At 43.5% G+C, this 13,219-nt stretch carries 10 protein-coding genes and 1 pseudogene; 10 read left to right on the forward strand and 1 reads right to left on the reverse strand.

The window, feature by feature from the left end:
* Nucleotides 1-863 precede the first annotated feature (863 nt).
* The 3 genes and pseudogenes from Q5076_RS17065 to Q5076_RS17075 form a co-directional block, all read left to right on the forward strand.
* Nucleotides 864-1,334, forward strand: a pseudogene (locus Q5076_RS17065) (WG repeat-containing protein); the annotation flags it as partial.
* Between the two features lie 37 nt (nucleotides 1,335-1,371).
* On the forward strand, nucleotides 1,372-1,995 hold the full coding sequence (locus Q5076_RS17070) for an immunoglobulin-like domain-containing protein (protein ID WP_303014930.1): 624 nt from the start codon (nucleotides 1,372-1,374) through the stop codon (nucleotides 1,993-1,995).
* A gap of 17 nt (nucleotides 1,996-2,012) precedes the next feature.
* A complete protein-coding gene (locus Q5076_RS17075; protein WP_303014931.1) occupies nucleotides 2,013-2,702 on the forward strand; it encodes an SIMPL domain-containing protein in 690 nt (229 codons plus the stop codon).
* Between the two features lie 65 nt (nucleotides 2,703-2,767).
* Here the strand turns inward: Q5076_RS17075 and Q5076_RS17080 are convergent, their stop codons facing one another.
* Nucleotides 2,768-3,049 (reverse strand): sigma-70 family RNA polymerase sigma factor, encoded by a 282-nt coding sequence (locus tag Q5076_RS17080; RefSeq protein ID WP_303014933.1) that lies wholly within the window; start codon nucleotides 3,047-3,049, stop codon nucleotides 2,768-2,770.
* Here Q5076_RS17080 and Q5076_RS17085 point away from each other — a divergent pair.
* The 7 genes from Q5076_RS17085 to Q5076_RS17115 all read left to right on the forward strand — a co-directional run bounded on the left by Q5076_RS17085 (nucleotide 3,035) and on the right by Q5076_RS17115 (nucleotide 13,171).
* Nucleotides 3,035-3,160 (forward strand): hypothetical protein, encoded by a 126-nt coding sequence (locus Q5076_RS17085; protein ID WP_303014935.1) that lies wholly within the window; start codon nucleotides 3,035-3,037, stop codon nucleotides 3,158-3,160. The two genes, Q5076_RS17080 and Q5076_RS17085, sit on opposite strands and share 15 nt — an antisense overlap.
* A complete protein-coding gene (locus tag Q5076_RS17090) occupies nucleotides 3,157-3,495 on the forward strand; it encodes a hypothetical protein (RefSeq protein WP_303014937.1) in 339 nt (112 codons plus the stop codon). The genes Q5076_RS17085 and Q5076_RS17090 overlap by 4 nt, the downstream gene beginning before the upstream one ends.
* A gap of 284 nt (nucleotides 3,496-3,779) precedes the next feature.
* Nucleotides 3,780-5,330, forward strand: a complete 1,551-nt coding sequence (locus Q5076_RS17095; RefSeq protein WP_303014939.1) for a sulfatase-like hydrolase/transferase — start codon at nucleotides 3,780-3,782, stop codon at nucleotides 5,328-5,330.
* 222 nt (nucleotides 5,331-5,552) lie between these two features.
* Nucleotides 5,553-6,635, forward strand: a complete 1,083-nt coding sequence (locus Q5076_RS17100) for a FecR family protein (RefSeq protein WP_303014940.1) — start codon at nucleotides 5,553-5,555, stop codon at nucleotides 6,633-6,635.
* A 252-nt stretch (nucleotides 6,636-6,887) separates the two neighbouring features.
* On the forward strand, nucleotides 6,888-10,244 hold the full coding sequence (locus tag Q5076_RS17105; protein WP_303014941.1) for a TonB-dependent receptor: 3,357 nt from the start codon (nucleotides 6,888-6,890) through the stop codon (nucleotides 10,242-10,244).
* A 25-nt stretch (nucleotides 10,245-10,269) separates the two neighbouring features.
* On the forward strand, nucleotides 10,270-12,165 hold the full coding sequence (locus Q5076_RS17110) for a RagB/SusD family nutrient uptake outer membrane protein (protein ID WP_303014942.1): 1,896 nt from the start codon (nucleotides 10,270-10,272) through the stop codon (nucleotides 12,163-12,165).
* A gap of 85 nt (nucleotides 12,166-12,250) precedes the next feature.
* Nucleotides 12,251-13,171, forward strand: a complete 921-nt coding sequence (locus tag Q5076_RS17115; RefSeq protein WP_303014944.1) for a LamG-like jellyroll fold domain-containing protein — start codon at nucleotides 12,251-12,253, stop codon at nucleotides 13,169-13,171.
* Nucleotides 13,172-13,219 lie beyond the last annotated feature (48 nt).

A 13,219-nucleotide genomic window follows, 5' to 3' on the forward strand; every position in this document is an offset into this window, starting at 1 on the left:
CGGCTTCGAGTACCAAGATATTGGTATAGGGCAACACCTCTTGTCCTTCTCCATTATTGGAAACAGCAAGAGTTTTTCCGGTCACGTCCACCCTTTGCTGGGCAAATAAAGCAACCGGAAACAGGAATACAAGTATCAGTCCGATGCCAGATATACGCACAATTACCCGTTATTCTTTGACAGTTTTGAAAAACAAATAAAAAAACGGGTACAAAGTTACAATCTTTTACTTGCCGGACCAATACCAAATAGTCGGTATATAGGTTCATTGTTTTTGTCCCTGTCATTTCACCGGGGGTAAAGTAACGGCGGTTTTTCCCCGCCGATGTCTATATAGTACGGAGCAGTGCCGGGCTTTGATAACAGTTACGTCAAAATCAATCTTACATTCAACGAGCGGGTCGGACGCTGAATTGAAATAATCCCAACAGAACGGACAGTAGAAGATTTAAGCTCCAAGAGTTAATTTGCTTAAACCTGGCAGGAAAGGAATAGTCTAATTTATAAAGGTCTATTCCTTTTTTGTATTTTTGGAAAAAATGATAATATACTGTGTTATGAAAAGATTTCTTATATTGATGACATTGTTTGTAACTTTCAGTCTGCTTCAGGCACAGGAAAGCACCATTAAGGACACGTTGGTTTTGCCGGAAAGACCGGAGATAGGCGTTGGAGCGGTAAAATGCATCAACACCGTCAATTCATCCGCAAAGATACGGGAAAATGAGAACCGTTTGAACAGTGTTTGGTGTAAGGAGGGCATCGGGATAAAAAGCCTTTCTTCCCTACCGGATAGGCAGGTTACGGATACGACAGGTATAAAAATTTCCCGCCGGACTAAGTGGAAGAATCGGGAGCAGATATTGATAGCGCACACGAATGAGGAATATTTGGAAGCAGGCGTTCCCGTATGCTATTTGAGCGAACGCGGAGATACTATTGTTCCGTATGGCAAATATAGGTTCTGCCAAACGGACACGATACGGAACATAGGCTTTGTCTATGAAAATAAACCTAATGCAGAAATCGTTTGCATAGATGTGAAAGGGCACAAGTTGTTCAACGTATTCAAGTATGACAATGGAGTGGATTATGTCAGGGAAGGTTTTTTTCGTATAACAGATGATGAAGGGCAGATGGGATTTGCGGATACATTGGGTAATGTAGTTATCAAACCTCAATTTAAATTTGCCTTTCCATTCGAAAACGGCAAAGCAAAGGTTACGTTTTCCGGCGAAAGTAAGGAAGTTCCCTGTTCCGATGGCGAAAAGCATTATTGGGATAGTTCCGTTTGGTTTTATATCGATAGAAATGGTAAAATAATTAATAAGTAGATGTATATAAGGAATTTGAAGTAAAATAAATCGCATGATGAAAGCAAAAATTATGATTTTAGGAATGCTCTGTAACTGTCTCATTCTGGGTTGTACTAACAAACAAGAGCGACGGAATACGATTATCGGCGGTGCGGACGGTACTGCTGAAATCGTCATTGCTGAAAAAAGCGGTGAGCAGGATAGAGATACGGTGACTTATGAAATTCCTCAATGCCGGCTTTGGTACACGGAAGAACTGCCCGAAACAGGCAACGATAAAGAAATCCGTATGCGGACGGAACGCGAGAGCTATTGGGAAGATGTGCAGGTGATTGACGTATTTGTGACGAATCCGACAGACATTCCAATCAACTTCGGGCGACGTTGGCATATTTATGTTTGGAACGGGAAAGAATGGGTTTATCCGGAACTGAAAGTCTCCCACCTTATGTGGGAAGATGATTTATTCGTACAGCATAGGGGAATGCTGTTGTATTGTTTCCGTTTCCCTGTCGGGGAATATTATCATTTGCCGAAAGGCAAATATCGTTTGGTTAAGACATTCTGGGCAAATAAAAAGGAAATAACGCTTGTGGCAGATTTTGATATTTACAGCCCGGAGGTCGTGCCGGTCAAATCACTCGGAACAAATGGAGGCGGCAGAGTGGAATCGAAATGAATTAATATCAAATAATTATGAAAACGAAAGTCGTATTATCAGCAATTGTGATGTTTGTAGCGTTTTCGTTACAAGCGCAGACAAATGAACGTTATATTGAAGTGACGGGCACATCGGAAATGGAAATCGTGCCGGACAAGATTCATTACATCATTGAAATCCGTGAATACTTCGAGGAAGAATTTGACGGAAAGTCCAGCCCCGAAGAGTATCACACCAAAGTACCCTTGTCGCAGATAGAGCAAGGATTACGGAAAAATCTTGCCGAAGCGGGTGTTACGCAGGATGCCATCCGTACGCAAGAGATTGGCGATTATTGGCGAAAGCAAGGGCAAGACTTTTTGGTATCCAAGCAATTTGACATTACGCTGACCGATTTCAAACAGATAGATGAAATAGTCAGGCGGATAGACACGAAAGGTGTCAACACTATGCGTGTCGGTGAGTTGGAAAATAAGGATATATTGGCATACCATCAAAAAGGAAAAATAGAGGCGCTGAAAGCTGCACAACGAAAAGCTGCCTATTTGGTTGAAGCGTTAGGTAAAAAGTTGGGTAGCGTCATTCGCATCATAGAGGGGAATGATACGAACGGCGTCTCATTTGCACAGAGTAATGTCCTGTCTTCCAATGCAGCCTCATTCGACAGTTTCCGTACGATAAAGAAAAACTATTCCGTGTTGGTACGGTTTGAAATTACAGATTAACGGATTGCTGCCGGAAAGAAAATACCCGAATCTTCGCAGTCCGCATTTTATCCGGAGAATAAGGCTTATCCAAGAAACAATGAGAGCAGATACAGGTTCTTCCGTAGATACCTTAAAGCTGCTGTCATGTGGTATTCCACCGTTTTTTCACTGATTGACAATTGTTCGGCAATCTGTTTGTACGTCATGTGCTGTTCACGGCTCATGCGGAATATCTCTTGTTGCCGTTCCGGTAATTGGGCAATCAATACGGAAAGGTGTTTTTTCAAGTCGGCAATCTCCAGTTTGTCTTCTCGCTGAGTTATGCGCCGAAAATTACGTTTACGCCGGATATGAACTATGAGCATGCGATGACATTGGTTTTCTGTGACGAGGATGCCTTCCATGCAAAATTGGGAGATGTGTTCGACAAGTTGGTTCTTTTGAGGGAAGCGACACTTACAACAACGGTGAAGTGACCGTAACGCAGTCTCAGGCGGATATCCTGAAAAATAGGATTGCCGCTTTGGGATATCCGGCTCCGAAACAGAAACTGGAATATATCACGGATGGTAACCTGGAGGTCTATAAAGCGGGTATCTCCGTCGTTGCGGGAACAGCCGTGCGTTCCGGTTCGAAATTGACGATGACCGGGTGGAAGAATGTGGTGGCATACGAGGTATGCGACAATAGCGGAAAACCGATATTCGTATCTCCCGAACCGTCATTCACGGTCGGCGCAACGCTGCCTGACGGATTCAGGGTGAATGCCATCGCCGCCGACGGCGCTAAGGTACAGGTGAAGTTCCCGTAAGCCGGTTTTGTTTGGGAATCGTCCTTGTGCCGGTCCGGAACAGGGAGGTGCGCAAATTGGAAAAACGGGACATTGTTTCCCGTATTTTGCAGGCATCGGCAGGATACCTGCACCGGTTTGCCCGATTTAATGATAAAAAAACGGCTCCCGTGTCCGTGATATACGGATTTGATGTGTATTTATATATAGTAGCCGGATATGCGGGGGTTGGGAGAAGTAAATGATTGAAGAATAAATTTGAGATGTGAACGAATATCTTATGTCTAATTCCAAATAAATAAAATATGAGAAACTTAAATTGTGTATTTTTTACATTAGCCGGTGTTTCGTCGATGCCTGCTACTTTGTTGGCAGGGCAGGCCCAGCCGGAGAAGGGAAATGCGGACAAGCAGCAACCGAACGTTATCCTGATTGTGGCCGATGACTTGGGTTACGGCGATTTGAGCTGTTACGGCGCCCATCGTATTTCCACACCGGGAATGGACCGCATAGCCGACGAAGGAATCCGGTTTACGCAGGGCTATTGTACGGCGGCTACTTCTACGCCCAGCCGTTATTCCGTGATGACCGGGCTTTATCCCTGGACCAACACGGAGGCGAAGATTCTTCCGGGTAATGCCGCTTTGATTATCGATACCCAAAAGATTACCTTGCCTAAATTGATGAAGCAGGCAGGATATGCCACCGGTTCCGTGGGCAAGTGGCATATCGGGTTGGGAGACGGCAATGTAGACTGGAATAAAGATGTGCATCCCGGTGCAGCCGAGATAGGATATGACTATTCATTCATCCAGGCGGCTACCAATGACCGTGTTCCTTGCGTTTTCCTTGAAAACGGGCGCGTAGTGGGACTGGACCCTAACGATCCGTTGTATGTGGATTATCGCAAGAACTTTCCCGGCGAACCTACCGGGAAAAACAACCCTGAAATGCTCCGTATGCATCCGAGTGTGGGACATGCCGGTTCGATAGTGAATGGCGTGCCCCGTATCGGTTTTCAGAAAGGCGGTAAGTCGGCGCAGTGGAAAGATGAAGAGATGGCGGAATTGTTCCTGGACAAGGCCAAACAGTTTGTCAATGACCATAAGAACACTCCTTTCTTCCTTTATTACGGGCTTCACCAGCCGCACGTGCCCCGCGTGCCGAACGAACGTTTTGCCGGCAAATCCGGTATGGGACCTCGCGGTGACGTTATTCTGGAGGCAGACTGGTGTGTGTCCGAATTCTTGAAAGAGCTGGACAGGCTGGGACTGGCGGAGAATACGATTGTGATATTCACCAGCGATAACGGCCCGGTATTGGACGACGGTTATAAGGATGATGCAGTGAGACTGGTAGGCGACCACAAGATAGCGGGCCCGCTTCGCGGAGGAAAAATCAGCATGTTCGACGGCGGCACGCGCATTCCCTTCATGCTTCGTTGGCCGGCGGCAGTGAAGCCGCAGGTTTCCGATGTTTTTGTCTGCCAGATGGATTTGCTTGCTTCTTTCGCAGCTCTGCTGGGGCAAAGTTATCCGGAGAAGCTGGATAGCCAGAATACGTTGGAAGCTTTTCTGGGAAAGAGCAAGAAAGGACGTGAGGAACTGGTTATTGAAGGCATGTTCAATTACGCCTACCGTCAAGGAGACTGGGCGTTGATTCCTCCTTATTACAATCCGTACAGTAAAGAAGAAGGGGATTTTATCGGTTTGGGATACGGATATAAACTCTATAACCTGAAAAAGGATATCGGGCAGCGGGAAAATGTGGCGGCAAAATATCCGAAGAAACTGGGTGAGCTGATAAACCGTTTCGAATATTTGAAATCGACAACTAATAAGGTGACACGTTATTAACCGGTTCCTAAAAAGAGATTGCCGGTGAGGTGATGATATCGGGTTGAGGAATTTATTTCTTATGTTTTAATTTTAATTCATAAAGAAGTGAATTTTTCAATCCGATATGTTGTTTTATAGGGATATTGGACCGGAAAATAAAGATATCTCAAAAAAAAATCGCAAACAAGGAGTAGGTTTTTCTGCCGGTTCCGTCTTTATAATAGAGTGAACTTTAAATTTATGCAGAAAAAGAAATCCATAAAAGACGATGAGCGCGACCCGTTGGTTTCCTATTTTAGGGCTTTGGAGAAAGAAATTCCAGAAGCGGATATAGAGGAACAATGGAGCCGGTTGGTGCGGAGGGTAAATGACGAACCTGTACCTGAACAACGCAAACATTTACGCATATATATGCAAATAGCCTGTATGGCGGCATTGCTTGCAGGTATTTTTTGGGGAATAAAACTTTATCTGAATACCAATTCCCATTCCATAGACGCTGCCATTACCTTGCTGGAACAATGCAGGATGGACACGATACAAGACGTTCTTCTGATTACCCATGCGCGGCAGCGGATAGCGACAGATAAAGGCGCCCGTATTAGTTATTCGAAGCAGGGAGAGGTTTCGATTAATGAACGGCAGGTGGAAAGTAAACCGCAAAAAACGGAATATAACCAACTGATTGTTCCTAAAGGAAAGTATTCTCAGTTATTATTGGCTGATGGTACTTTATTGTATGTCAATGCTGGTACTAAGGTGTTATATCCCAGTGTGTTCCAGGGAAAGCGTCGTGAAATCTATGTGGATGGCGAAATTTTTATTGATGTAAAGAAAGACAAGGGTAAACCGTTCATTGTGAAGACCCCTGAGTTTGATATCCGGGTTACGGGAACTGCTTTCAACGTTAATGCGTATGCATCGATGTCTAAAGCTGAGGTCGTTCTGTTGCGAGGTTCTATTACTGTGAAAGATTGTGCGAATAAAGAAACTGATGTAAAGCCGGGTGAGCTGCTGAATTTATCTGCCGGAGTGGCTGATACCAAATATACTGTTGATGCAGAACAGTATATAGCATGGACAAAAGGGCAATTTCCTTTACAGGGACGTAACATGGAGGCTATATTACAACGGCTGTCTCTTTTTTATGGTTGTGAAATATTTTGTGACTTATCTATTAAAAATCTCCCTTTACAGGGAACTATTGACTTAAGCGTTCCATTGTCGAAAGTTCTTGAGAGAATTTCAAAAGTGCACGCTATTGGCTTTCGGAAAACATCGGACGGATATTATCTATTTATGAACCCTAATATTAATCATTAACACACAATGCTTATGAGAATAAAAAAGTAATGCTTCAATCAATTCTGGTAGAATTCCGGTTAAAGGCAGCTCTACCCCTACTCTTTTAAAATATTTTATTAACCTCTTGTGGCAATTATATATCATTTCAATGAAAAAGCTCGGATAACCACGACATTAATCCGAGCCTTTTAGAAGAATGACATAAATGTCATAAGTATCTAATTGTTATGCAAAAATATGGATTTTTTTATAAGAAAGCAAATTTCGGCAATGTTATTGTTTTGCGCATTGCTGTTTTCGGTTTCCATGGCCGCTATGGAACAGAATAAAGAAAACTTCTCGTTAGATTTACGCAATGTTACCATCAAGGAGGTATTTAAATGTATCGAACAAAAAAGCGAATATGTTTTTTTGTACTCTACTGATAAGAATCTATTAAAGAAGGTTAGTATAACTGTAAAAGAAAAGAACATCATCGAGATTTTGGATGAAGTGTTAAAGAATACGGGACTGACGTATGAGATAGATGGGAAACAGATTATTATACAGGAAGGGAAAAGTGCTTCTGGCAAATCGGAACAAAAGACAGCACGGAAGAAAAAGACGATTCGCGGAATTGTTTCCGATGACAGTACGCAGGAACCTATTATCGGAGCTACGATAAAGGTGAACGGAAGCATGACGGGAACCACTTCGAACATGTCAGGCGACTTTGTCTTGGAATGTTCCGTAGGAGATACTTTAACTGTTTCTTATGTCGGCTATCAGGATAGGCTGGTTTTGGTGAAAGGAGGCAATATCTATGCCATTGCCTTGAAAGAGACTTCGGCGGAATTGGGAGAGGTCGTAGTGACCGCATTTGGTGTGGGACAGAAGAAAGAGTCTCTTGTTGGGTCTATCCAACAAATCAAGCCACAGGAACTTAAAGTCCCTTCTTCCAGTTTGAGTACCGCCTTTGCAGGACGTATGGCCGGTGTGATAGCGGTACAACGTAGCGGTGAACCGGGAGCTGACGGCGCTAACTTCTGGATTCGCGGTAAATCGACTTTCAGCGGTGCGACTTCCGCTTTGATTATTATGGATGGAGTTGAGATAAGTTCTACGGAATTGAATGCATTGGACCCTGAGGTTATCGAAAGTTTTTCTATTCTGAAAGATGCCACCGCTACGGCATTATACGGCACACGCGGGGCCAATGGGGTAATGATTGTAACAACCAAGAACGGCAAGGACTTGGATAAGCCTATTATTAATTTCCGGTTGGAAGGCGCTATATCTACAATGACACGTGTGCCCGATATGGTTGACGGTCCTACTTATATGAAAATGTTTAATGAAGCGGTGTCGCGTCCGGGATGCGATGTAAGCCCTTATTCGCAGGAAAAGATTGACGGCACTATCGCCGGTTTGAATCCTTATATCTATCCTAATGTGGACTGGTTTGACGAAATCTTTAATAAAAGTGCTTTCTCCGAACGTATCAATTTCAATATACGTGGAGGCAGCTCGAAAATGGATTACTTTATGAGTGCCAGTTTCAAGCATAGTAACGGGCATTTAAAGTCATTGAGCAAGGATTATTTCTCTTATAACAATAATGTGCGCAATTACAATTACGATTTTATCAACAATTTGAATGTCCATGCAACCAAAACGACTAAGATATCTTTAGGTTTGAATCTTTCCGTTGCCGATAAGAAGTCTCCTTTGATGGATGTGAACGATATTTTCCAGCTTTCTATGGAAGCTAATCCGGTGGATTTCCCGGTACGTTTTCCTGCAAGCATGTCGGACCGTGATTTTATTCTGTGGGGGGATAAGCCGGGAGGCATATACGGACAGGGTTGGTATAGGAATCCGGTGGCGGAGTATGTGACCGGATATCAGACAAACTTACGCACTACCATTACTGCCAATTTTAAGCTGACACAAGACTTGGACATGATTACCAAGGGGTTGAAATTTACAGGACTGTTTTCATTTAAGAATTATACGACTTCTTATACGGAACGCAGCGCCAGTTATAATCACTACTATATGTCTTCTTACGAGCCTTCGTCCATGGATTATGAGATAACCCGTATCGGTGACGAGCAAAGTACCGCATTGACAAATGACGGAAGTCAGAGCGGAGACAGGAAAATGTATTTTCAGGCTATTTTGGATTATAACCGTACATTTAAAGAATTGCATGATTTGAATGTCATGTTTCTTTATAACCAGGAACAATATGATGTGAATGGTCCTACTACTCTTTTCTCTTCTTTGCCGCAACGCAAACAGGGAATAGCAGGGCGTGTGTCTTATTCTTATGGCGGACGCTATTACATTGAGACTAATTTTGGTTATAACGGTTCGGAAAATTTCGCCAAGGGACATCGTTTCGGCTTTTTCCCTTCAATCGCCGTAGGTTATAACATTTCGAACGAGAGGTTTTGGGAGCCGATAAAACCGGTCATTTCAAATCTGAAGATAAGAGGTTCCTGGGGATTGGTCGGCAATGATGCTACCAATGCGGGACGCTTCGCTTATATGGAAGATATTGTGCTTGGCGGAAGCGATTCTTATACGACGGGCATTCGGCAGGATACGTATTATTCCGGTCCGTCATGGAACAGGTATTACAATCCTGATTTGACTTGGGAGGTTGGTGAGAAGATTAATTTAGGCGTTGATTTACAGTTGTTTAATAGCTTTAATCTGACATTCGATATCTTTAAGGAAAAACGCCGTGATATTTTTATGACCCGTGAGAATTCCATTCCGGAGATTGTCGGCACGGGTGAAACTAAAATCACTTCGAATAATGGAGAAATGGAAAATAAAGGATTTGATTTGGCTATAGACTATAATAAGCAAATCACAAAGGACTTTTTCCTTTCTTTTAAAAGTACGCTGACTTTTGCCCGCAACAAAGTATTGAAAATGGATGAACCTCCGTACTTTGAATATCCGGGATTGTCTGACGTAGGGCATCCGTTGGGAACTTATTGGGGATATGTGGCCGACGGACTTTTCCCAGACCAGGAAACTATTGACAATTCTCCACGTCAGGATTTAGGTTACACGCCTCAGCCGGGTGATATAAAATATGTCAATCAGCCCAATGCGAAGGGAGAATATGACAATGTGATTAATAGCAATGACCGGGTAGCTATCGGTTATCCTTACGACCCGGAACTGGTATATGGCTTTGGACCTTCCATGAAATGGAAAAACTGGGATTTCTCTTTCTTTTTCCAGGGAGTGGCCCGTACTTCTTTCATGATGTACGGCATGCATCCTTTCGGTACGACGAGCATCAAGAACATGTTGCAGTTTGTGGCTGACGACCACTGGAGCGTCGATAATCCTAATCCGAATGCTGCTTATCCGCGCTTAACAAAAGACGATAATGATAATAATGAGCAGTATTCTACTTATTGGTTGAGAAATGCAGCTTTTTTAAAACTGAAAAATGCGGAGATAGGCTATACCTATAAAGGCATGCGCTTTTATCTGAGCGGGGTCAACCTCCTGACGTTTTCCCCTTTCAAACATTGGGACCCTGAAATGGGAGGTGGTAACGGGCTTTATTATCCTACTCAGAGAGTGTTCAATATTGGTTTTCAGATGACCATACAGTAATCAAACGGTACAAAATTATAAAACTATGAAACTAAGATATTTGTTCTGCGGGCTTTTAATGTTAAGTCTGTCGTCTTGTAACTATCTGGATATTGTTCCGGATGAAATCGTGAAAGAGGAAGATGCTTATGAAACTCCGGATTTGGTACGGAATTATCTTTATTCGTGCTATTCCTTTTTGCCTACGAACAGGGAGATTAGCAATAATGCTTATTGGATGATGTGCGGGGCTGAGACTTCCTTTTACCGTAAAGAGATGTTTTCTACTTTTAACGAGGGTACATACGGGCCTTCCAGCCTGCATATGACTTCCGATACATGGTCTCCTGTTTGGGAAGGTATCCGGCAGTGCTACATGTTTCTGGATATATTGGATAAGGCGAAGAACCTGGTTCCCGTAGATAAGCAGCATTATCGCGGTGAAGCGAACTTTCTGATTGCTTATTATCATTTCCTTTCTTTGCGTTCTTACGGTCCCACTTGTATCATTGACAGGCTTTATGACCCGAAATTGGATATTGAGAAGTTTCCGGAACGCAGCAGTTATGACGAGGTGGTGGACTTCATCAACCGCAAGCTCGACGAAGCCTTTCCTGATTTAGCCACTACATTTTCCGGAAAGGATTTCGGACGAGCTACCCAGGTGGCTGTCTATGCACTGAAATCCCGGCTTTATTTATATGCGGCTTCGCCGTTATTCAATGGTAACAGTGAGATGTATGCCGATTTTAAGAGCAAAATAGATGGGCGTCACTTGGTTGCGCAGGAATATTCGGAAGAAAAATGGAGAAAAAGTGCGGAAATATCTTTGCAGGCTATTACGGAACTGGAGAAACTGAATTTCCGGCTTTATGATGATAATGACGCGGGCGGACCTGATGACAATCGTCCGGGATTGTCTAATCCGGCCCAACGCAGGATACGTTACTCTGTAATTGATTTTTCAAATCCGAATCCGGAAGTGATCTGGGCTGATACCAGGGAAGAGGGGTATTATGATATCCAGAACCGGTCCATTCCCCGTCAGTATGTCGATATTGTGTATGATGGTTCGGGAGGTATAGCTCCTACGTTACAGATGGTAGAATCGTTTTATACGAAAAACGGTTTGCCGATAGACAAGGATAAGACGTATGATTATGACGGACGGTTCGATATTGTTGAGCTGCCGGTGAATTATGATGGAAATAATTATTCGGATGTCAGTAATGGTACTTCTATAAAAATGCATCTTGACAGGGAACCGCGTTTTTACGCAAACATAGGTTTTCACCATGGTTTTTATGAAATCACGCAGTATGACGGAGAGATAACGAACGATGACCCTGCCAAACGGGTTATTGTGGAGGAACTGCGTAACAGTGACCGTCACGGTAAGCGGGACCAAGACCTTTACTATTCAGTCACCGGATATCACAATAAGAAACTTGTGCATCCTTCCTATGAGGATGGTGTGGTGCATTATCCGCTGCCTCTTTTCCGGATGGCCGAAATGTATCTGAACTATGCAGAGGCTTTGGTGGAAATCGGTGAGCTGGACAAAGCCAAGATTTATATAGATAAGGTGCGTACCCGCGCAGGTATCCCGACTGTGGATGAGGCCTGGACTAATTATTCTACCGAGCCTGGTTACCAGGATACCAAAGAAGGCTTGAGGGAGATTGTCAGACAGGAACGTTCGCTGGAGTTTTATCTTGAAGGTCAGAAGTTCTTTGATATCCGCCGTTGGAAAATCGCGGAAAAATATTTAGGGATACCTGATTTGGGCTTGAATGTGACTGCGGATGATGATGCGGGATTTTTCCAGATAAGAGAGATTCCTTTAGTCCGTAATTTTCATAAAGGACAATATCTGATGCCTATTCCGATGACGGAAACGAATAAGATGCCGCAATTGGTGCAGAACCCGTATTATAATTGATTTTTCCCTCTTGACTTTTTTTATTCAGTGGCCGGGCGGACCGCAATGATTTTATGGTCTTCCCGGTTTTATTTTGATAATAAGTATGATGAAGACATTGTTGTATGTTGTTTTTTTCAGCTTGTTTGGAGTGCATTTATCGGCACAATCCAATCTGGCTGTTTGTTTGGACGGTAAAGATAACAACTTGCGTATAGGTATGGATACTTTATGCCGTCATTGGACATTGGAAGCGTGGATTAAACCTGACGGTAATGAATGGAAACCGCAAGAAGTAATTATTGGCGGGGGAGAATATAGCGAACTCAATTCACTGGACTATTTGCCGTTGGTGGTAGAGCGGGGACGGTTATGCAATGCGGGCGCTCGTCTGGTCGGAGAAGAAATCCCTAAAGAAAAGTGGACACATGTAGCGGCTGTCTGTAATGGGCGTCGTATCTTGCTGTATATTAACGGCCGGGAAGTGGCCCGTAAAGATACCGCTACGGTGATTTTGCCCGGAGCGATTGGAATTAACGAATCTTCGGAGAGTGTTTTCGGCGGTTGTATCGATGAAGTACGTATCTGGGAAACGGGATTGACGGAGAAGGAACTGAATGAGTGGATGTGCCGTCCGGTTACATCGCGGCATAGTAAGTTCAGCTATTTGAAGGGGTATTATAATTTTGATGATTTGTCGGAAGATGTCTCTATTAACAGGGCCGCGGAAGGACGGTTGTCTTTTCATTTGCGTAACGGGCGTTTGGAACAATATAAGTCTGCTCCTTTGGCTTATGCGGTTGAAAATGACAATCCTATGTTTCGTGTAGAATATGGGAAACAAGAACTGTTCAAAGTGGTGGCACTTCCTACGGAGTGGGATGCCGACCAAGGGGAACGTGATTTTCAACTGTTAAAATTGCGTATAGAGACTCAAGGCGGACAGTCGCCTGAAACGGTGAAGGAATTAGTCCTTGATTTTGGAAATTGCACTTCATTGGAGGATATTGAACGAATACATATTTAACGTGAGTTCGACGAATTGTAAGTACTTGAAAATTTGGTGATTAGCGAA

This window comes from uncultured Bacteroides sp. (assembly GCF_958445495.1).
Lineage (GTDB): Bacteria > Bacteroidota > Bacteroidia > Bacteroidales > Bacteroidaceae > Bacteroides.